Source organism: Stenotrophomonas sp. YJH_SMC_131 (genome assembly GCF_059367975.1).
The window spans coordinates 636,654-657,951 of record NZ_JCAFRJ010000002.1 but is presented as its reverse complement, the minus strand read 5'-3'; the positions used below and the strand labels follow the sequence as shown (position 1 = coordinate 657,951).

Here is a 21,298-nt window from a genome sequence, read left to right as displayed (position 1 = left end):
ATCAGGCGACGTTGCCGCGCGGAATGTAAGGCGCGTGGCCGCTGTCATGATCGGTCGCGTCACGCACGGCGGTCACGCCCGGCACGCGGCCCATCAGGGTTTTTTCGATGCCCTGCTTGAGCGTCACATCGGCCATGCCGCAGCCCTGGCAGCCACCACCGAAGCGCAGCAGCACCACGCCGTCGGACGAGACTTCCTGCACGGCCACCTTGCCGCCATGCGAGGCCAGCTGCGGATTGACTTCGTTCTCCACCACCCAGTGCACGCGTTCGACCAGCGAGGCCGCATCACCCGGCGCTTCGCCCTTGATGCGCGGCGCCTTGATGGTCAGCTGCTGGGCACCGGCGGTGCCGGCGACGATGTCGATCTCGGCGCCATCGAGCCAGCCAACGCTGCCGGCGTCGACATAGAGGGTGAAACCATCGCAGTCCACCGCCCACTCGTCACCGAGCAGGTCGGTCGGTTCGGCGAATTCCAGCCGGGCATCGGCGCGCGGCGTACCGGGGTCAACCGCGCTCAGGCGCACGCCCATGCCGGGCACGCCCTCGCGTTCGATCAACTTGCGGAAATGGGTCTGGGCAGTGTCGGAGATCTGGATCATCAGGCTATTCTAGCCAAGTAAGCGTCAGCCGCTCATTCGGTTTATACACCGTCCGGCGCATTGTTCAGTCAACACGAGGTGGAGATTCCCATGGCCGACCTGATTCCACTGGCCCAGGCCCGTTGCGTGCCGCGCAAAGGCAGCGACCACAAGCTCGGCGAGGCCCGCCTGGCCGAACTGCTGCCGCAGGTTCCCGGCTGGGAGCTGAGCGAGGGTGACCAGGCCCTGTCGCGTACCTTCCGCTTCAAGGATTACTACGCCACCATGGCCTTCGTGAACGCGCTGGCCTGGATCGCCCACCGCGAGGACCACCACCCGGACCTGGGCGTGCACTACGACCGCGCGGTCGTGCGCTTCTCCACCCACGATGTGGGCGGGCTGAGCGAGAACGACTTCATCTGCGCGGCCAAGACTTCGGCCCTGACGGAGCAACTGCCATGAACGTACGTTTGCTGAGCCTGTCCCTGATCGCTGCGACCGGCCTGGCCGGCTGTGGCGCGTCCGAACCGCCGTCACCGCCACCACCGCCGCCGACCGAAGTGGCCGCGGTGAAGACGCCGCCGCCGCAGTACCCGCTGGAACTGGCCTGCATGGGCGTGGGCGGCACCAGCACCTTCAAGGTGACCATCGGCACCGACGGCAAGCCGAGCGAGGTTGCGCTGTTGACCGGGGCCGGCAACCCGCAGCTGGACGAACTGGCCAAGACCGCCGTGCAGGGCTGGCAGTTCAAGGCCGCCACCCGTAACGGCCAACCGGTGCCGGCCACCATCCAGGTTCCTGTCAGCTTCAACCCGCCACAGCCGAAGCCGGACCAGTGCTTCGCCATCGAAGAACGCCTGCGCCGCGGCGGCTGATCGCGCGCACCCCGACGGGGCCTGCCGACGCCCGCCTCGCCCTCGCCGCCCCGGCCCTGCCCGGGGCGGCTGTCTGTTGACCAGGATCGCGTGGGTTGATGCTGCAGATTCCCCCTGAAAACATCTGGATCGCACTGGCGGTCACGCTTGCCGCAGGCCTGGCCACCGCGATCGGCAGCCTGCTGGTGCTGTTCTCGCGCCGCCCCAGCCCGCGCCTGCTGGCGTTCGGCCTGGCCTTTGCCGGTGGCGCGATGGTCTATGTGTCGCTGTCGGAGATCCTCAACAAGTCCATTGCGTCGTTTGCACTGGCGTATGGCGAGCGCACCGGCTTCACCTACGGCACCCTGGCCTTCCTGCTGGGCGTGATCGTGATCGTACTGATCGACCACTTCATTCCCAATCCGCATGACAGCCTGGACAAACAGGACCCTGCGTTCCGCGAGAACAGCCGCGAGTACCTGAAGCGGGTCGCGCTGCTGACCTCGGTTGCGATCACCGCACACAATTTCCCGGAAGGGCTGGCGACCTTCTTCGCCACGCTGGAAAGCCCATCGGTGGGCATGCCACTGGCCTTCGCCATCGCCATCCACAACATTCCCGAGGGCATCGCGATCGCGGTGCCGGTGTACTTCGCCACCCAGAACAAGTTCTACGCGTTCAGTGCCAGCCTGCTGTCGGGCTTGGCCGAGCCCGTGGGCGCGGCGCTTGGCTACTGGCTGCTGTCAGGATCGCTGTCGCACGCCACGTTCGGCTGGGTGTTCGGCCTGATCGCCGGCGTGATGGTGTTCCTGGCGCTGGATGAGCTGCTGCCGGCGGCCAAGCGCTATGCCAAGGGCCACGAGACGGTTTACGGACTGGTGGCCGGCATGGGCACGCTGGCGATCAGCCTGGTGCTGTTCAAGTGGTGAGGGGTTCCCGGCTCGCCCTGTAGAGTCCAGCCATGCTCGACTGGCTTTCCGCGCGGCCCGACCGAGGCGCAGTCGAGCGTGACTCGACGCTACAGGAGATCCTTACTTCAGCCGGTCCAGCGCCTCGACCAGCTCATCCGCCAGCGGCGCGTTCAATACGTATGGGCTCTTGCCGTCATCCAGCGCGAACTCCAGCGAGGCCGCATGCAGGAACAAGCGCTTCAGCCCGATCTGCTCACGAAGCCGCTTGTTGACCGCTGGATCGCCGTATTTGTCGTCACCGGCCACCGGATGCCCCAGATGCTGGGCGTGCACGCGGATCTGGTGGGTGCGGCCGGTCTCGATGCGGACTTCGCAGTACGAATGGCCACCGCGGCGTTCCAGCACCCGGAAGTGGCTGATCGATTCCTTGCCGATCGCATTGACCTGCACATGGCGCTCGCCGCCCTGGCGCAGGCCCACGTGCAGCGGGGCGTCGACCGTCATCACGCCGTCGGGCATGCGCCCGGCCAGCAGGGTCAGGTAGCGCTTGCGGATGCCGGCGCCGTGGTCTTCACGCAGCAAGGCCTGCAGTTCGCTCAGCGCCGAGCGCTTCTTGGCCACGACCAGCAGGCCCGAGGTGTCGCGATCCAACCGGTGGACCAGCTCCAGGGTCTGCCCCGGGCGCAGCGCGCGCAGCGTCTCGATGGCGCCGAAGCTGATGCCGCTGCCGCCGTGGCTGGCCACGCCGGTCGGCTTGTTCAGGGCCAGCAGGCGGGCGTCCTCGAAGACGATGGCCTGCTCCAGGCGGCGCATGAACGCCTCCGGCGGACCGGCATTGTCTCCTTCCTCAGTGAGACGGACCGGCGGCACGCGCACCTCGTCACCGGCCTCGAGCTTGCGTTCGGCCTTGGCGCGGCCACCGTTCACCCGAACCTGGCCACTGCGCACCAGCTTGTAGACCAGGCTGCGCGGGGCGCCCTTCAGCTGGCCGAGCAGGAAGTTGTCCAGGCGCTGGCCGGCGCGGTCGGCGGGAACGGTGATCATGCGCACGGAAGGCTTGTCGCCAGCGGGTTTGGTGGGGTCTTGGACGGTCATCAGGCTGTTTATTCTGTTACACTCGGGGGGCGAGATAAGGGATTGATTTCGTTGGAAGTTACTCAGGGCCAGAAGCCCAGCTTCCGACGAATCCGGCACAGTGCGCGACCACCGCCCGCGGGGCGGCCATGTTAGCGGCTCACCGGCCTTCCCGGCCATCGCCGGATGCCTGACACGCAACCGTGCTGAACATGTCCCGCGTGGCGCTCCAGCCTGGCTGACAGCTGCCTGCGGCCTGTAACACCCCAAAACCCATAAGAGTGAAGCGCTCCCGCGGCCTGCCGTGGTGTCGTAGCGCTGGAAACCCAAGCCGCCCTCCCCGCGCTTGCGCGAATGGGCGGCGAACCGTGTCCAGAGGCGAAACCCCATGGCGTTCCGCGCGGTAGCCGCTTGCGAGGAACGCAACAATGAAGCGAATGCTGATCAACGCCACGCAGGCTGAAGAGCTGCGTGTTGCCATCGTGGATGGCCAGTCGTTGTATGACATCGACATCGAACAGCCGTCGAAGGAACAGAAGAAGTCCAACATCTATAAGGGCCGGATCTTCCGCATCGAGCCCTCGCTGGAAGCCGCCTTCGTCGAGTACGGCGGTGGCCGCCATGGCTTCCTGCCGCTGAAGGAAATCTCCCGCGACTACTTCCAGGCCGGTGTCGACCACAACAAGGCCGGCATCCGCGAGCTGCTGAAGGAAGGCCAGGAGATCGTCGTCCAGGTCGACAAGGAAGAGCGTGGCAACAAGGGCGCCGCCCTGACCACGTTCATCTCGCTGGCCGGCCGCTACATGGTGCTGATGCCGAACTCGCCCAGCGCAGGCGGCGTTTCCCGTCGCATCGAGGGCGAAGACCGGGCCGCGCTGAAGGACGCCCTGGACAAGCTGAACATTCCCGACGACATGGGCGTGATCATCCGTACCGCCGGCGTCGGCCGCGATGCGGAAGAGCTGCAGTGGGACCTGGACTACCTGCTCAATGTCTGGCGCGCCATCGCCGAAGCCGCACTGAGCAAGCCGGCTCCGTTCCTGATCTACCAGGAATCGCGCCTGATCGTGCGCGCCCTGCGTGACTACCTGCGCGCCGACATCGGCGAGATCCTGGTGGACACCGAGGAGATGTACGAGCACGCCCGCGAGTTCATGCAGCAGGTGATGCCGCAGACCCTGCGCAAGCTCAAGCATTACAAGGACGACATCCCGCTGTTCAACCGCTTCCAGATCGAGTCGCAGATCGAGGGCGCCTACGAGCGCAACGTGCGCCTGCCGTCGGGCGGCTCGATCGTGGTCGACCAGACCGAAGCGCTGACCGCGGTCGACGTCAATTCCTCGCGCGCCACCAAGGGCAGCGACATCGAGGACACCGCGTTCCAGACCAACCTGGAAGCGGCCGAGGAAGTGGCCCGCCAGCTGCGCCTGCGCGACCTGGGCGGCCTGGTGGTGATCGACTTCATCGACATGGCCTCCAACAAGCACCAGCGCGAGGTCGAGAACCGCCTGGCCAACGCGCTGAAGTACGACCGTGCGCGCGTCCAGGTCGGCCGCATCTCGCGCTTCGGCCTGCTGGAAATGAGCCGCCAGCGCCTGCGCCCGAGCCTGGGTGAATCCAGCCAGATCGTCTGCCCGCGTTGCGACGGCCACGGCCGCATGCGCAGCGTCGAGTCGCTGTCGCTGTCGATCATCCGCGTTGCCGAAGAGCATGCGATGAAGGAAAACACCGGGCAGGTGCTGGTCCAGGCGCCGGTGGAGATCGCCAATTACCTGCTGAACGAAAAGCGCAGTGCCCTGCGCGAGATCGAGCAGCGCCACGAGGCGCCGATCGTGATCGTCGCCGACGAGCAGCTGCACACCCCGCACTACACCGTCACCCGCCTGCGCGAGAACGAGCTGGGTGAAGAGAGCAACAAGCCCAGTTACCAGCGCGGCACCCCGCGCAAGCTGCCGGTGCATGCCCTGACCAAGGGCCAGCTGAACATCCCGCCGCCGGCGGTGACCCAGGTCAAGCACACCTCCCCCGCCCCGGTGCGCGAGGAAGTGGAGCCGGCCGCAGCGGCACCGGCCCCGGTCGTGGCAGCGCCGGTTGCAGCGGCCCCGAGCGGCGGCGTGATCGGTTGGCTCAAGCGCGTGTTCGGTGGCGAACCGGCGCCGGCACCGGCACCGGCGGCTCCTGTTGCCCGCCAGCAGCAGGACGGCGGCCGCAAGGACCGCAACAAGGATCGCAACAAGGACCGCAAGGATCGCCGCGACGACAACCGTGGCAACGGCAACGCTCAGCAGCAGAAGGATGGCGGCAACCGCAAGGAGCGCGGTGAGCAGCGCAAGGACGGCCGCAACGGCAACAACGGCAATGCCCAGCAGCAGCCGCAGCAGGGCAGGCAGAAGGAGCCTCAGCAGAAGGACGGCCAGCAGCCGCATCAGCAGAACAAGCCGCGCAACGAGCAGCAGGGCCAGAACCAGAACCAGCAGCAGCCGAAGCTGAAGCAGCCCAAGCAGCCGCGCCAGCCGCAGGACGGTGACAAGCCGGCCGAGAAGCCGCAGCGCAGCACCGCCGAGGCACCGGCCGAGGCCGTGACCGCGGCTGCCGCCGTGGCCGCCACGGCGGTCGCCGCCAATGGGGTGACCGCTCAGGAAGCCACTGCGCCGGTGGCGCCGGTTGCGCCGGCCGCCTCCGCTCCGGCGGAAGCCACTGCACCGGCCGACACCACTGCCAACGCCGGCAACGGGGCCGAGGCGATTGCCGTGACCGGTGAAGAGGCTGCTGTCGACGCCAACGGCGAGCAGGCCGGTGAAGGCGCGACCCGCCGCCGCCGTGGCCGTCGTGGTGGCCGTCGCCGCCGTCGTGGTGGCGCCGAGAACGCTGCCGGCGGCGATGGCCTGGGCGATGATCAGGACGACGCGGACGACAGTGATGACACCGATGCCGCTGATGTCGCCGAGCAGAGCAACGACAGCGTCGCCGGGACCACTCCGGTCGCCGCTGCGCAGCCGGCCCGTTCGCAACCGGAATTCGATTTCGATGACGAAGTCGAACCGACCGCTGCCGAATCCGGAAAGCCGGTCCGTGCCGCCGCCGCTGTTGTCGCCGCGCCGGTCGCGGTGGTGAGCAGCGCCGTGGTCGATGCCGCTGCACCGGTGGTGGCCGAGGTACAGGCCCCGATCAATACCGTGGCCAAGGCCGAACCGGCATCTTCGCCGGTGCAGACCAGCATGCTCGATGCCATCGACGCGGCGACCCCGGCCCAGCCGGTGGTGGCTGCAGCACCGGCGGTCGAAGCCAAGCCGGTCGTGGTTGAGGCTGCCCCGGCCGTTGAAGCCACTCCGGTGGTCGAAGTGAAGCCGGTCCTGGTCGAGGCTGCTCCGGTCGTGGAATCGAAGCCGGAGGTTGTTGCAGCGGCCCCGGTGGCTGAAGCCGAACCGCTGGCCGTTGAGGCCGCCCCGGTGGTGGAGGCCGCTCCCGCGGTTGAAGCCAAGCCGGTTGTCGAGACCGCACCGGTCGCCGAACAGCCAGTCGCTCCGGTGGCAGTTGAAGCCGCACCGGTGGAAGCTGCGGCCCCGGTCGCCGATGCGGTGGTGACGCCGTCGATCGATCCGGTCGCCGATGGTCACGCCGATGCCGCCGCCCAGGCGGCCGAAGCCAAGGCCGACGAAGAAGACGAAGACGCCGCCAAGCGCACGCCGCCGGCGAACTGATCGCGATCTGGTCGCGTGAAAAGGAACGGCGGGGATCGATGATCCCCGCCGTTTCTGTTTGTGCGCCGGGCGCGCGCAGCGCTCTGGTAGAGGCCAACCTTGGTTGACGCCGTTGTTCGAGCGAACGCGGACACGTCCGTGCCAACCAAGGTTGGCACCTACCAGGACATCAGCGCGTCGGCGCGAACTGCAACCGGGTCCACACGCCGTAGTGGTCCGAGGCCCAGCGACCGCTGTCATCGGGCTGGTCGAACAGGAGCTTCGCTTCGCGCGCGACCATCCGGTCCTGCTGGAAGAAGATGTGGTCGATACGCGAAGGTGCCTGGTAATAGTGCCGGTTCAAGGTGCTGACCCCGGCCAGGTCGGTGTTGACGTGCACGCTGCCATAGCTGTCGCCGTAATGGCTGCGCAGCTCGCTCAGGTCACCTGCGTCCACCAGCGCATTGAAGTCGCCCGCGATCACCACCGGCGCGCCGGCCGAGGTAGCGGTGATGAAGCGCAGCAGGTCCTCGACCTGGGTACGGCGGATGCGCTGACCACTCTCGTCGTTGCGCTCGTTGAGATGCGTGGCGTAGACGTTCACCGGCGTGCCGTCGACGTCGATGCGCAGGTGGGCCACCGTGCGGTAGTCGTCCAATGGCAGCAGCAGATGGTCCCCCTGGGCGAGGATCGGCCGCCGGGTCAGCAACGCATTGCCGTAACGCTTCGGCGCACCCACCGGATCGGTGGACACGAATACGTACTTGTAGCCGAGTTGGCTGGCCAGCCACTGCGCCTGGTTGCGCACGTTGCGGCGCTGGATCACCTCCTGCAGCGCGATGGCATCGGGCTGCAGGCGCTTGAGTTCGGCCAGGATGGTACGGCGGCGGCTTGGCCAGTCTTCGCGGTCATGATGGAGGTTGAAGGTGACCATGCTCATGCCTGGCGCGCTGGCGATGTCCACCGCTGGCGATGCGACCTGCGGCACCGCCGCCAGCGTCAGCCCTGGCAATACCAATGCAATGGCCAGCCCCAGGGCGCGCACCGTCGCACGCGCTCCCTCCCCTTGTTGCTTCATCGTTACTGCCCCTTGCGCTCGGCGCGGCGCACCGCGCCCGGTACATCGATCTCGACCCGTGCCGGCAGCTGGTGCACGTGCAGTTCCTTGTTGATCCATTCGGCCGCTTCGCCGTTGATGGTCGCCTCGCCCGGATCACCGGCGTACGGCCACGGCAACACCACGCCACCGACCGGTGGCACCAGGCCCGGCTGCACCTCCAGCACCAGCTGCTTGTCGCTGCGCTGCAGGCGGTAATTGAGCTGGCCCTGCGGCGTGCGAAGGCCCTGCACGGCAATGCCCTCGCCCTGCAGCCAGGCCGTCGGGATGCCGGCGGCCAACACCAGCGCATCGTCCATGTCACGACTGTAGGCGAACATGTCCAGGGCCGAGCGCACGAAGTCCGAGGCGACCCAGGCATGCGGCAGGTCACCGACGAAGAACGGCTTGCGCGGCGTGCGCGAGACCACTTCGGCCCACTGGTTCCAGGCCTGCGGCGCACGGTCCTTGAAGAAGAACTCGGTCGCCTGCCAGGCGCGATCGCGCCAGCCCAGGCGAACGAAGGCGGCCACGTTGCGCCATTCGTACGGCGTGTAGTCCTTCCACTCGCGCTTGCCATCGCGGCGGGCCACGAATTCCTTCCAGTAGCGCTCGAAGGTCGCCTCCAACGCCTGCTGCGACAGCCGGCCCTGCTCGCCGCCCGGCGCCAGCGCGATGGTGGTCGAGGTCGCGTCGAAATCGCCCAGCTCGGCCGAGCCCGGCAGGTAGTCGATGTTGTGCTGCTGCATCGCCGACAGCAGTGACGCCTGCAGGTCATCACGGAACTGGTCACGCGACTCGGCGATCTGCATCGCTTCGACCTTGCCCAGCTGGGCCGCCAGCGATGCTGCGTCCTTGTAGCCGCGCAACGCCCAGAAATTATCCCAGTACGAATGCATCGGCTTGGCCGAATAGCCTTCGTGGCTGATCGAGGCCGGCATCATCCCGTAGAACGCCGGATTGCGCGCACGGTTCTCTTCGGTACGCTCGCTGGCACGCAGCTGCTCCATGTAGCTGTAGGCGCCCTGCACGTGCGGCCACATCAGCTCGGCGAAGGTGCTGTCGCCGGTATAGCGCCCATATTCGGCGATGCTGTAGATCAGCTCACCGTGGCTGTCATTCTCCGGCACCGGGTCGCTGCCGCGCGCATCGACACAGCACGGCACCTTGCCGTTCTCGAACTGGTAAGGCGCATACCAGTTGATGTAGTCACGCACGGCATCGCTGCGCCCCATGCGCAGCAGGCCTTCGGAAATCATCGCGCCGTCGCGGATCCAGCTGCGCGCGTACGAGCGCGTGCCCGGCTGCAGGCGCGGGCCGACCCGCGAGATCAGCATGTGCGCCACGGCGGTGCGCAGGGTGTCGACCAGGGCCTGGCCTGCCGCCGGCACCTGCAGCGAGACCACGCCCAGCGCGTGCCGCCACTGTTCGGCCACCTGCGCCTGCGCCTTGGCCACGTCCAGCGCCTGCGGCGCCCAGCTCCCGGTCTGCGGCAGCACCACTGCCACTTCGCGGCTCTGCCCGGGTTCCAGCTTGATCGTATACAGCAGCGCACCGGACGCCATGCCGGTACTGTCCTTCACTGCCGTAGTGGCCGGATACTTTCCGGACGCAAGATGCATCGCATCGAGCTTGCCATCGAACGTGCTGGCGAAACGGGCATCGGGCACCTGCAGTGGATAGATGCGCGGCTCGCCGTTGATGCGTACCAGCTGTTCGCCCACGTCCAGCGCATCGATGCGGCTGAAGCCGCCGACGGTGTTGAGGAACTGGGTCGGCGGGTTGACCTGCCAGGGGCGGATCGCCAGCGCCAGGGTGTACTCGTGCGCCACCTTGTCCGGATTGCTCAGCCGGTAGCGGCCGATCAACTGCGCGCGCTCCGGCGTGCCCTGCACGAAGCTGGTCACCGCCAGGCCGGCCTTCTCGTGCACCCAGTCGACGTTGGCGATCGGAAGATAGTGGTCCTGCAGCGACTGGGTAGTGGCCACCTTCGACCAGTCCAGCAGCTTGCCGTCGAGGCGGATGAACGGCTCGATGCTGAAGCTGCCCTTGGCCGGCTCCAGCGCACCGTCCTCGCTGATCAGCGCCTGTTCCTGGCCGCCATCGAGGCCGAGCAGGGTCCAGTACGGCTGTTCGCCCACATACGCACGCGGCAGCGAACCGCGCGGCAGGTCGGCCGCCACCGAGGACAGGAAGGCGTTCGGCGTGGCGGCGAACGCCAGCGGCTTGAGCGTGATGTCACGGATGCCATAGCGCCAGTTCGGGCCATCGAGCAGATCGAAACGCACGTAGCGTGCGTCGGTGTCCGGCAGCGCCAGCCAGTCGCGGCCACCCGCACCGCCGGTCACCTCGCGCACAGTGCGCCAGTCCCGGCCATCTTCGGACGTCCGCACGGTGTAACGATTGGCTTCCAGGTTCGGCAGCCAGTCGATCACCGCACCGCCGATCTCGCGGCTCTTGTGCAGGTCGAGGCTGATGGTCTGCTGCTTGACCCCGCCGCTGATCCAGAACGTATCGCCCTTGCCATCGATCATGCGGTCCTGCAGCGCGGTGGCGGTATCGGCGATGACCGATGGCACCAGTGCCGAATCATCCTGCGGTGGCAGGCCCTGCAGGGTCAGCTTGTCGAAGCACACCGTGCCGCGGCCACCGACCTTGCTGTAGATCGTGAACTCGACCGCGGCGCTGCGCGCCATCTCCTTCTCGGGCGACGGCCCCCACGCCTTGTCGATCTGGCGACGCCGGTATTCGACCGGTGTCCACGCCTTGGGGAAGCTGTAGCCCGGGCGGTTGACCCACCAGACGTTGTCGCCGCTGGCATCGATCAGCTTGAACTGCAGGTCGTTGGCCGGCGAATCACCACGCAGCTGGAAGCCGAAACGGTAGTTGACCGGGTAGTCGATGTTCAGCGCGCGGCGGATGCCGACGTAGCCGGAGACCTTGTGGAAATCATAGTCCAGGCACAGGGCACGGCCGCCGCCGGCGCCGCTGACCGGCCGCAGCGAACCACTGACCTGGTCGGACAGCACCAGTTTCCAGGCGCCGATATCGTCGAAGTCGTCCAGCACCTTCGGCGCCGGCAGTGCCGGTGGTGCGGCGATCGCCAGGGAGGTCCACAACAGTCCCAGTCCAACGGCGATCGCTCGCTTCATCCCTTGACGCTCCCCAGCAACAGACCTTGGATGTAGTACCGCTGCAGCACCAGGAACAGCGCCAGCACCGGAACCACGGTGACCACCGCGCCAGCCATCATCATTTCCACGTCCATGATGTGTTCGCGCGAGAGGGTGGCCAGCGCCACCGGCAAAGTGTAGTGCTCCTGGTCGGTCAACACGATCAGCGGCCACATGAAATCGTTCCATGCGCCCATGAAGGTGAAGATCGCCAGGGTCACCAGCACCGGCTTGAGCATCGGCAGCACGATCTGGAAGAAGATGCGCAGCTCCCCTGCCCCGTCGATGCGCGCCGCTTCCAGCAGTTCGTCCGGGATCGAACGTGCGTACTGGCGTACCAGGAAGATGCCGAACACGCTGGCCAGCGCCGGCACGATCACGCCGCCGAAGCTGTTGACCAGCCCCAGCTGCTTCATCAGCAGGAACAGTGGCAGCATCGCCACCTGCGCTGGAATCACCAGCGCCGCCATCAGTACCTGGAACAGGCGCTCGCGGCCGACGAAGTTGAGCTTGGCGAAAGCGTAACCGGCCATGGTGTTGAGCAGCAGCGAGCCGATCGTGATGCCCAGCGACACCAGCAGGCTGTTGGCAAAGTTGCCGCCCATGCCGGTGCGCGCGAACAGTTCATGGTAGTTGTGCGTGGTGATGCTCGAAGGCAGCAGCGGCGGCGGGAAATGGCTGGCCTCGCCCTGCGGCATGAACGAGACCGAGACCATCCACAGCAGCGGTGCCAGGCTGACCAGGGCCAGCACCAGCAACGCACCATTGATCATCCACGGGTACCAGCGCGACTGGCCGATTTCACGACTCATACCAACTGCCTCTTGCGGCCGAAACGCAGCATCACGGTGGTCACCGCCAGGATGATCAGGAACAGCAGGAACGCCACGGCGGAGGCACGTCCCAGGTTCCACCACTTGAAGCCTTCCTCGAACATGAAATACAGCACGCTGACGGTGCTCTGCAGTGGGTCGCCGCGGGTCATCACGTAGGGTTCGGCGAACAGCTGGAAGTAGCCGGACACGGTAATCACCCCGACCACCAGCAGCACCGGGCCGAGCATCGGCAGGGTGATGTGCAGGAACTGCTTCCAGCGCGAGGCACCATCGATGCGCGCCGCTTCGTACAGGTCATGCGGGATCGCCTGCAGGCCGGCCAGGAAGATCACCATGTTGTAGCCGAAGTTCTTCCACACCGCGAACAGCATGATGGTCGGCATCGCCCAGTTGGGATCACCCAGCCAGTCGATCGGGCTGATGCCCAGATGGCCCAGGCCGTAGTTCACCAGGCCATAGCTGGTATGGAACAGGTAGCGCCAGATCACCGCCACCGCCACCAGCGTGGTCACCACCGGCGCGAACAGGGCCGTGCGGAACAGGGCCTTGAAGCGCGCGGCCGGTGCATTGAGCAGCATCGCCGCGCCCAGCGACACGCCGATCGACAACGGCACGCCGATCAGCACGAAGTAGGTGGTGTTCCACAGCGACTTCCAGAACATCGGCGTCTGCAGCAGGTCGATGTAGTTGCCCAGGCCGACGAAGCGCAGGTTGCTGCTATCGGCCAGTGCATAGAGGTCGAAGTCGGTCACGCTCAGTGCAAGCGCCGAGGCGACCGGCAGGCCGAAGAACACGCCCAGCACGATCAGCGAGGGGCCGGCGAAGATCCAGCCGGCCAGCGAAGTACGTTTCATTGCGCCCTCCCGGCGGCCACGGCGCTGCTCGATTGCGGCGACGGCGCGCGCTCCTGCAGGCGTTGTTGTTCATGCATCCAGCGGCGCTTGACCAGCACCTTGTCCACGCGCTGGTCCAGCTCTTCCACGGCCTTGTCCTGCGGCAGGCCACCGCGCACCACCTTTTCGGTGACGATGCGCATTTCCTGCACGATGCGCTCCCATTCGAGCACCTTCGGCGTCGGCCTGACCCGCTCCAGCTGATCGCGGAACGCGGCCGCCAGCGGGTCATTGGCCAGCGACGGCGTGTTCCACGCACTGCGGCGCGGCGGCAGGTCGCCAATGATCGAATGGAAGCGTGCCTGGATTTCCGGCCGCGACAGGAATTCGATCAGCTTCCAGGACGCCTCCTTCTGCTGCGACTTGCGGAAGATCACCAGGCTGGTACCACCGGCGATGCCCGCGCCCGGACCGTCCGGCCCCGGCAGCGCGGCGGTGCCCCACTGCCCTTCCAGTTCCTTCGGCTGCAGCTTCTTGAACTCGCGGATGTTCCAGGGGCCGGAGATGTAGAACACGTTGAAGCCGCGGAAGAATTCGTCCCAGACATTGGAGATCTGCGTCTCGGACATCTTCGGCGCCCAGCCCTGCTCGAACATGTTGGCGTAGAAGCCCAGCGTGCGGCGGAACCCCGGGCTGGAGAAATTGCCCCGGGTGTCGTCGTCACGCAGCAGCGGGTCGGGCTGCTGCAAGGCCAGCGACAGCTGCTGCTCGAACTCGTTGATCGGCATCAGCACCGCGTAGCGGCTCGGGCCCTGCATGCGCTTGATCGCCGCCATCTGCTCTTCCCATTCCTGCCACGTACGCGGCGGGTGGTCGTAGCCGGCCTTGGCCAGCAGGTCCTTGCGGTAGTAGATCAGGCGCGTATCGACGTACCACGGCACGCCGACCAGCCCGCCGTGGATCACGTTGGTATCCCAGATGCCCTGGAAGTAGTCCTTCGGGTCGACCACGGTGGAGCGCTGCACGAACGGCTGCAGCGGGGTCAGCGCGTCGAGTTCGGCGAACTCCGGCACCCAGGTGTTGCCAAGCTGGCACACGTCCGGCAGGCCGTCGGCGGCGAACGCGGTCAGCAGCTTCTCATGCGCAGCGGTCCACGGGATGTTCTGCACATCCACCTTGATGCCGGGGTTTTCGGCCTCGAATTCGTGGATCAGCTCGCTGACCACCTCGGCTTCGCGGCCCATCGCCCAGAAGCGCACGGTGGTGGTGCCCGGTTCGGTACGGGCGCAGCCGGCCACGGCCAACGCGGCCAGGGCAGGCAGCGCCCAGCGGCGCAGGCGGTCGATCCAGTTCGGCATTGGGCTACTTGCCCTGGCCTGTGGTGCGGTTGGCATTGTTCTTCTGTTCCTGCGCGGCAGCCGCGCGTGATTCGGCGATACCCACCGCGCGTGCTGCCGCGGCCTTTTCGTCTTTCTGCAGTTCCAGCGGCTGGAACGAGCCTTCCGGCGCCAGCCAGCCACCGCTGAACCCGGCCCGCTCCAGGCCCTTGCGGATGTACGGGTTCTTCTTCATCACTTCCCAGACGAAGTCATCGCGGTAGTTGGCGATCATGGTCAGGATCGGGCCCTGGTCGATGGCGATGTAGTCGCTGGCGACCCAGCCGCGATCGGGAACCAGGCGACCGGTCTTGATCGGGATGTCGTAGTTGAAGCTGGGGTTGAACGAATCCAGGAAGCCGTAGCTGGAATAGATGTAGTCGCCAAAGCGCTTGTGCATCTCCAGCGTGGCCGGGATCACCTGCTCGGGGGCGAACACCACCGAGGCGATCGCAGCGGTCGGGGCGATGGTGCCGTCATCGAAGTTCTCGCGCAGGCCGGCGCCGCGCGAGGAGTAGTGGCGGAACTGGCGCTGCTCGCCGCGGTACTCCTGCGTGGTGTTCTGCGGACCATCGCTGGCGGTCAGGCCCCACACGTTCTCGCCATACTCCTTCCACTGCATCGGGTTGGCGATGGCATATTCGCGCTGGGCCAGCGCGGCCGACCGGCTGTTGAGGAAATAGGTGCTGCCGCGCTCGCGCATGTAAGCGTCCTGGATGTCGCGGAAGTCGATCCAGACGTGGCTGTACTGGTGGCCGAACAGCGGGCCGAAGGACAGGTATTCCTGGCCCTGGTAGACGCCCCAGTCGTTGTCGTAGGTACGCGTCCACACCGTCCACGCGTCCGGGCTGACCGGGTGCGTCGGCGAGCCCAGGGCGAGGATGTACACCATCATCGCCTCGTTGTAGCCCATCCAGTCGTGGTCGATGAAACCGCTCTCCGGGAACCAGCCCATCGAGATCAGCGGTGCACGCTGCTGCAGCCACGGCCAGTCGACCTTCTTGTACAACGTATCGGCGATCTGGCGGATTTCCTTCTCGCGCGGATCATCACCGTCGTAGTACGACTGCGCGAACAGCACGCCCATCATCAGCAGCGCGGTATCCACCGATGACAGCTCGACCCAGCTGTCGTAGCGACGGCCTTCCTGCATGTCCAGGAAGTGGTAGTAGAAGCCCTTGTAACCGGCCTTGCCGGTGCGCTGCGGGCCCATCGGCACGTCGCGGAAGAACTTCAGCGTGGTCAGCGTGCGGTCGATCGCCTGGTTGCGGCTGACCCAGCCGTTCTCGATGCCGATCGGATAGGCGGTCAGCGCGAAGCCGACCGAGGCGATGCTGGCGAACGGCCGCGACGGGTAGCGGTCCGGGGTCAGCCCGTTGACCTCGTTGGTGGTATCCCAGAAGAACTGGAAGGTGCGGCGCTCGATGTCATCGAACAGCGGCGGCAGCTCAGGCTTCATGGGCCGAGGCGGTGCATCGGCCTCGATCAGGATCACCGGCGGGCGCGGTTTGGCAGGTTCCTGCTGGGCCGGCTGGCAGGCGGCCACGGCCAGGCTCAGCGCTGCGGCGGACAACAGATGGCGTGCCTGCATGGCGCGGTTCCTCCGGTGGTCTGATCGATGGGAAAGCATACCGTCCAATGATCTGAAATCGTTTACAAGGTGTGTGCTTAAAAAACCACGAAAAACGTGGCCTGACACCGCGATCATTGCCCACGCCGCTGCCCCCTGGCCGGCAGCGGCGTGGGCAATGGACCGGCACGGGGCCGGCCATTGCCGTTTTCACCGATGCCGCCAGCGAGCCGGCGGCATCGGGTCATGCATCACCGCCCGGGCTTAGAAGCGGAAGCCCACTTCGGCCTTGACCTGGCGCGGAGTACCGATGATGTCGCCGGTCTCGTTGTAGCTGGCCTGCAGCTTGCCGTTGGTCTTGACGTAGTTGTAGGTGGAGAAGTTGTCGAAGTTGAACACGTTGATGATGTCCAGGCGGGCGTACAGCTCAGTGTTGCCCGGCATCTTGAACGTCTTCGTCGCCTGCAGGTCGACCGAACGGTAGCCGAAGATCTTGCCGCCCACCAGGAACTTGCCGGTTGCGTTGGGCACGGCCGCCTGCGGAGTCGGCAGCGTGTAGCCGCTGGCCTGCATCACCGGGTACCAGTCGTTGACGGCGGTCGGGGTGGCCAGGGTGATCTTGCCGCCGAAGGTGATGCCCCAGAAGCCCGCGTACGAACCGGTCACCACCAGGCGGTGGCGCGGCGCGCCGTTGGAACGGATGGTCGGGTAATCACCGATCAGACCGCGATCAAAGGCGTACTTCTCGTTGATGTCACGGTTGTGGCGCGCGGTGGTCCAGGTATAGGCGATCGAGGTGCCCCAACCGCTTTCCTTGGTGAACGGCTTCTGTGCCGACAGCAGGACCTGGGTGGCACGGGTCTTGATGCCCTGCTGGCCGATGATCAGGCTGCCGAAGCCCGGCACGTTGCAGCTCCAAGCCTGGCTCAGGCCCGGGGAGGTGCCACCACACAGGCGCGGATCATCGAAGAACTGGCCGGTCGGGTAGCGGTTGCCCAGGGTGAAGGCGAAGCCGTCGTAGCTCAGGGTTCGAGCGATGGTGGCGTCGGTCAGCCAGTCGCCGATCTGGTTGCTCATGCCCAGGCTGAACTGATCCGAGTACGGCGCCTTCAGCTTGTTGTTCAGCAGGTCCACTTCCAGGCCGGCATTGCTGGTCGCGCCGACCAGTGCCTGCAGGTTGCCGATGCCGTTGAGCAGGTTCGGGTTCCAGTCATAGCAGGCGGCCTGGCCGTTGATGCAGGCGCCGGTGGCCGGGTTGCGGAAGTAGATGGTCGGCTGCGGCAGGGCCAGCTTGGTGGTTTCCAGCTGCAGGTTGTCGAACAGGTCACGGTCGTAGGAACGGCCGGCACCACCATGGATCACGTGCTGCTCGTCGGCATTGATGTCATACGAGAAGCCCAGGCGCGGCTGCCAGGCATCCTTGAATGCCTTGCGGTTGTGACCGTTGCTGATGTAGTCGCTGATGTCCAGGCCGCCCAGTGCCAGCGAATCGGCATAGGTCTGGCCGGCCGGAGCGCGCGGATCCTGCGAATAGATGGCGTCGACCACCTGCTGCGGGGTCACGAAGTCCAGGTAGGACGGGGTCTTTTCGTAGTCCCAGCGCAGGCCGATGTTCAGCTGCAGGTGGTCATTGACCTGCCAGTCGTCCTGGATGAACACGCCGTACTGCTTGGACTTCGAACGCACTTCGCCGGACACGCCGGTCACGCCGGTCACCGGCTTGACGAACTGCGCCTTGTACGGAATGGAATCGGGGAAGTCCGGATCACCCAGCGAGTAGGTGAAGGTCGGGTTGATCTGCGCCGCATCGGACGCGTACAGGTCGATCTGCTTGTACTTCACGCCCATCTTGATGGTGTGGTCGCCCGCCCACTGGATGCCATCCAGGGTCAGGTTGTCTTCGATCGACCAGCCCTTCTGGCCCTTCACCTGCGAATCCAGTGCCGAGGCGCCACCGATCTTCACGATGGTGCGGTCTTCCGGGCCGTCCGGTGCGGTGTAGGTGATGCCGTTGGCCAGCGTCAGCGGGGTCGGATTGTTGAACGAATCTTCGTGGGTGACCATCAACTCGTTGTAGTAGCGCTCACCGCTGTGGTTCCAGCGCAGGGCATAACGACGGTCGGTGTTGACCACTTCACGGCCGGCTTCCGGCGAGGTCTGGCCGCTGAACTGCGACTGGGTTTCGTCGCGGTCCTGGAAGGTCAGCTCGATGCGGTCGTTGTCGGTCGGCTCGAAGTCGATCTTGCCGAAGATCAGATCCTGCTGGAACGGCTGGCTGGCCGGGCCGAGGCCGGCGGCACCGGCGGGCGGCAGCAGGCCGGCAGCGCCGGTGACCGCGCCATCCGGCGCGATGGTGACCGGCAGGTCGAAGCGCTTGGCTTCGTAGGTCACGAAGAAGTGCGCCTTGTCCTGGATGATCGGGCCGCCCAGGGCGAAGCCGTATTCCTTCTCGGCCGAGACCATCTTTTCCTTGCCACCCTGGCGCTCTGCCGGGGTCTTGGCACGCATGTCTTCATCGGTGTAGCGGTAGAACGCCTCGCCCTTGAACTCATTGGTGCCGGACTTGGTCGCAGCCGTCACGGCGGCGCTCGACACCTGGCCGTACTCGGCCTTGTAGTTGCCGCTGATGACCTTGTATTCGCCGATGGCCAGCTGCGGGAACGGGTTGCCGGCGCTGCCGGACTGGCCGGCCACGCCGCCGCCCTTGACGTAGCTCTTCTGGCCTACGCCGTCGATGTACACGTTGGTGCCGTCGGCATTGGTGGCGCCGCCGCGCAGCGAGGTGTTGCCCTTGGCATCGCGGGTGAAGATCAGGCCTGGCACCGCGTCGGCGAACTCCAGGAAGTTGCGCGACACCTGCGGGGTGGTCTGGATCTGCTGCAGGCTGACGGTCTTGCCGACTTCGGAGGTGCGCACTTCCTGCAGCAGGGTCGGCGCGACGACGTTGACGGTGTCCAGGTTGGTGGCCGCGGTCGAACCGGGGGTGCTGCTGGCGGCACCGGCAAAGTTCAGCGTCGCGGTCGAGGCCACGGTGACGGTGACCTTCTGGGTCTGGCCGTTGGCAACCACGTCATAGGTACCCGGGTCCAGGCCCATCAGCGAGTAGCTGCCGTCGGCGCGGATGGTGCCACGGCGGACGGTACCGGTGGCCACGTTGGTGGCGGTCACTTCGGTACCTGCCTGGGCGCCGGCAACTTGGCCGCGCAGGCTGGCGTTGGCCGACTGCGCCATGACGTTGGGGGCGGCAGCCAGCATCAGGCAGCTGACCAGTGCGGTGCTCAGCAGCCGGCGCGCCGGCATGCGGAAGGTGGTATGCATCATCAACTCAATCTCCGGGTGGCGGTAACCGCTTGCGCGGTCCCTGCGATCAGTCAAAAAAAAGAAGGAACGCCTCTGGCTTCAATGGCCGGATGGCGGAGTGGTGGAATCGCGAACTATCAAGCGGGGAACCAGGGTCTGCTTGTCCCCTGTCCCATCCGTGGAGGTGCCGTCCATCAACTGCATCAGACGCGTCATGGCCCGGTCGCCGAGCTCGGCGATGCTGACCTGCATGGTGGTCAGCGACGGGTGGACGAAACGCGCCAGTGGAATGTCATCGAAACCTGCCAGGGCAACATCGGCCGGCACACGGACACCAGCCTGCGTGAACGCATACAGGCAGCCCAGGGCCATCATGTCGTTGGCGGCGAACACGGCATCGGGCAGCGCTCCGGCTGCCAGCAACTCCTGACCGGCGCGATGGCCGGAAGCTTCGTCGAAATCACCGGGCAGCTCGATGCCCTCGGCGTCACTGCCAAACGCTACCAGCGCGTCACGGAAGCCGCGCAGGCGCTCGCGCGCGTCGAAGTTGAGGTCCGGGCCAGAAATGAAGGCAATGCGGCGGTGGCCGGCGTCCAGCAGGTGGCGGGTCATCGCCATCGCACCGGCGTGGTCGTCGATGCTGAGCACCGGATGGTCCTGCCCGGGCAGATAGGTGTTGATCAACACCGTCGGCAGCGACTGCGGCAGGTTGTCGGTCAGGAAGCCCGGGCTCTCGGCATAGGGCGAGAGCACCAGCAGGCCGTCGACGCGGCCGCGCATGGCACGCAGGGCGGCGCCCTGCTGTTCCTGGTCGCCGTGGTAGCTGGACACCAGCAGGTGCTGGCGGCGGTTGCGGGCCACGCCGTCGATGCCGCGCATCAGTTCGGAGAAGAATTCGCCGTACAGGTCAGGCAGCACCACGCCCACCGTATTGGTGCGGCGGCTGCTCAGGCTGCGGGCGGCGGCATGCGGGGTGTAACGCAGCCGTGCGGCCACCTCCAGCACAAGCTGGCGGACCGGTTCGGCGACATTTTCATGCCCGTTGAGCGCGCGGGAAACCGTGGCCACGGAGACCCGGGCTTCGCGTGCGACGTCTTTGATTGTGATAGCTGCCTTGTTCACGAAGCCGCCCTCCACGGCTTGGACCTACCAGCATTGGCGCGGAATGTAAGCGTTTCCATCTGGGCTTGTAAACAGTCCGTTAGGCGGATGTCCCGAAATGGACATGAAAACCTGTCCGTGGCCAGGCCCTTGCGGACCCGCCAGGACAGTGCGGGACAAGGGCTCAGCCCTGTTCTGACGGGGTATGTGCGCGGATGGACAGCGCGTGGATATCGGTGTCCATCATCGACCCCAGCGCGGCATAGACCGCGCGATGCCGGGCCAACGGAGCCAGTCCGGCGAAGCGTTCACTCACCACATGAACGTTGAAATGGCCGCGCCCGTCGCGCGCGCCGGCATGGCCGGCATGGCGATGGCTGTCATCCTCGATCTCGAGCACGCTGGGTGCCAGCGCCTGCTGCAGCGCATCACGGATCCGCTCGATCCGTTCCGCGTTCACGGCAGGACCTTGCGGAACGGGCGTACCTGCACGCGGGTGTAGACGCCGGCAGCCACGTACGGGTCGGCATCGGCCCAGGCCTGGGCCTGCGGCAACGACTCGAACTGCGCGATCACCACCGAGCCGCTGAAACCGGCCGGGCCCGGGTCTTCACTGTCCACCGCCGGGCACGGGCCGGCCAGCAGCAGGCGTCCCTCGTCGCGCAGCGCGTGCAGCCGCGCCAGGTGTTCCGGCCGCGCCTGCAGCCGCTGCGCCAGCACATCCTGGCCGTCATACCCTTCGATCACATACCACACCGGCATTTCCTCGCTTGCGTTGTCGGGTCCGCAGATTCTAGCCAATGCAGCCCCCGCCCCGGTCCGGCTGGACACTGGCGCGGCAAAGGCTTACCCTAGACTCCATTGCACGTGGCTGGATGCAGCGGCCCGTCGGTTTTTGCGGCCAACGCAGCCCC

16 protein-coding genes are annotated in these 21,298 nt (G+C 66.4%); 4 read left to right on the top strand and 12 right to left on the bottom strand.

Going from position 1 to position 21,298, the window contains the following annotated elements:
* Window position 1: 1 nt before the first annotated feature.
* Window positions 2-601 (bottom strand): NfuA family Fe-S biogenesis protein, encoded by a 600-nt coding sequence (locus tag AC5P56_RS06815; RefSeq protein ID WP_014037813.1) that lies wholly within the window; start codon window positions 599-601, stop codon window positions 2-4.
* A 90-nt stretch (window positions 602-691) separates the two neighbouring features.
* Between AC5P56_RS06815 and AC5P56_RS06810 the strand changes: the two genes are divergently transcribed.
* From AC5P56_RS06810 to zupT, 3 genes are all read left to right on the top strand, one after another.
* Window positions 692-1,042, top strand: coding sequence for a 4a-hydroxytetrahydrobiopterin dehydratase (locus AC5P56_RS06810; protein ID WP_014647741.1), 351 nt, complete (start codon window positions 692-694; stop codon window positions 1,040-1,042).
* On the top strand, window positions 1,039-1,455 hold the full coding sequence (locus AC5P56_RS06805) for an energy transducer TonB (RefSeq protein ID WP_014647742.1): 417 nt from the start codon (window positions 1,039-1,041) through the stop codon (window positions 1,453-1,455). The genes AC5P56_RS06810 and AC5P56_RS06805 overlap by 4 nt, the downstream gene beginning before the upstream one ends.
* Window positions 1,456-1,553: 98 nt before the next feature.
* Entirely contained in the window at window positions 1,554-2,363 is an 810-nt protein-coding gene (zupT, locus tag AC5P56_RS06800; RefSeq protein ID WP_014647743.1) for a zinc transporter ZupT, read from the top strand.
* 102 nt (window positions 2,364-2,465) lie between these two features.
* Here zupT and AC5P56_RS06795 read toward each other — a convergent pair whose 3' ends face one another.
* The gene (locus AC5P56_RS06795) at window positions 2,466-3,440 is read right to left on the bottom strand and encodes an RluA family pseudouridine synthase (protein ID WP_495231506.1); all 975 of its coding nucleotides are present in this window, start codon (window positions 3,438-3,440) and stop codon (window positions 2,466-2,468) included.
* A gap of 407 nt (window positions 3,441-3,847) precedes the next feature.
* Here AC5P56_RS06795 and rne point away from each other — a divergent pair, with 407 nt between their 5' ends.
* Window positions 3,848-7,120 carry a ribonuclease E gene (gene rne, locus AC5P56_RS06790; RefSeq protein WP_495231505.1) on the top strand — a complete coding sequence of 1,091 codons (3,273 nt, stop codon included), beginning with the start codon at window positions 3,848-3,850 and terminating at the stop codon, window positions 7,118-7,120.
* A gap of 169 nt (window positions 7,121-7,289) precedes the next feature.
* Here the strand turns inward: rne and AC5P56_RS06785 are convergent, their stop codons facing one another.
* From AC5P56_RS06785 to AC5P56_RS06740, 10 genes are all read right to left on the bottom strand, one after another.
* Entirely contained in the window at window positions 7,290-8,177 is an 888-nt protein-coding gene (locus AC5P56_RS06785; RefSeq protein ID WP_495231504.1) for an endonuclease/exonuclease/phosphatase family protein, read from the bottom strand.
* A 2-nt stretch (window positions 8,178-8,179) separates the two neighbouring features.
* Entirely contained in the window at window positions 8,180-11,347 is a 3,168-nt protein-coding gene (locus AC5P56_RS06780) for a discoidin domain-containing protein (RefSeq protein ID WP_288496568.1), read from the bottom strand.
* Window positions 11,344-12,180 carry a carbohydrate ABC transporter permease gene (locus AC5P56_RS06775; protein WP_006456347.1) on the bottom strand — a complete coding sequence of 279 codons (837 nt, stop codon included), beginning with the start codon at window positions 12,178-12,180 and terminating at the stop codon, window positions 11,344-11,346. Before AC5P56_RS06775 ends, AC5P56_RS06780 begins: the two co-directional genes overlap by 4 nt.
* A complete protein-coding gene (locus tag AC5P56_RS06770) occupies window positions 12,177-13,058 on the bottom strand; it encodes a carbohydrate ABC transporter permease (RefSeq protein WP_005410323.1) in 882 nt (293 codons plus the stop codon). The genes AC5P56_RS06775 and AC5P56_RS06770 overlap by 4 nt, the downstream gene beginning before the upstream one ends.
* On the bottom strand, window positions 13,055-14,395 hold the full coding sequence (locus AC5P56_RS06765; RefSeq protein WP_495231503.1) for a sugar ABC transporter substrate-binding protein: 1,341 nt from the start codon (window positions 14,393-14,395) through the stop codon (window positions 13,055-13,057). The genes AC5P56_RS06770 and AC5P56_RS06765 overlap by 4 nt, the downstream gene beginning before the upstream one ends.
* 4 nt (window positions 14,396-14,399) lie before the next feature.
* Window positions 14,400-16,004 (bottom strand): glucoamylase family protein, encoded by a 1,605-nt coding sequence (locus AC5P56_RS06760; protein ID WP_014647750.1) that lies wholly within the window; start codon window positions 16,002-16,004, stop codon window positions 14,400-14,402.
* A gap of 243 nt (window positions 16,005-16,247) precedes the next feature.
* Complete coding sequence (locus AC5P56_RS06755) at window positions 16,248-19,304, bottom strand: TonB-dependent receptor (protein ID WP_032960107.1); 3,057 nt, start codon at window positions 19,302-19,304, stop codon at window positions 16,248-16,250.
* Window positions 19,305-19,382: 78 nt separating this feature from the next.
* Window positions 19,383-20,420 carry a LacI family DNA-binding transcriptional regulator gene (locus AC5P56_RS06750; protein ID WP_049442422.1) on the bottom strand — a complete coding sequence of 346 codons (1,038 nt, stop codon included), beginning with the start codon at window positions 20,418-20,420 and terminating at the stop codon, window positions 19,383-19,385.
* A 148-nt stretch (window positions 20,421-20,568) separates the two neighbouring features.
* Entirely contained in the window at window positions 20,569-20,844 is a 276-nt protein-coding gene (locus AC5P56_RS06745; RefSeq protein ID WP_014647753.1) for a BolA family protein, read from the bottom strand.
* Window positions 20,841-21,140, bottom strand: a complete 300-nt coding sequence (locus tag AC5P56_RS06740) for a YciI family protein (protein ID WP_014037825.1) — start codon at window positions 21,138-21,140, stop codon at window positions 20,841-20,843. The genes AC5P56_RS06745 and AC5P56_RS06740 overlap by 4 nt, the downstream gene beginning before the upstream one ends.
* Window positions 21,141-21,298: the final 158 nt, after the last annotated feature.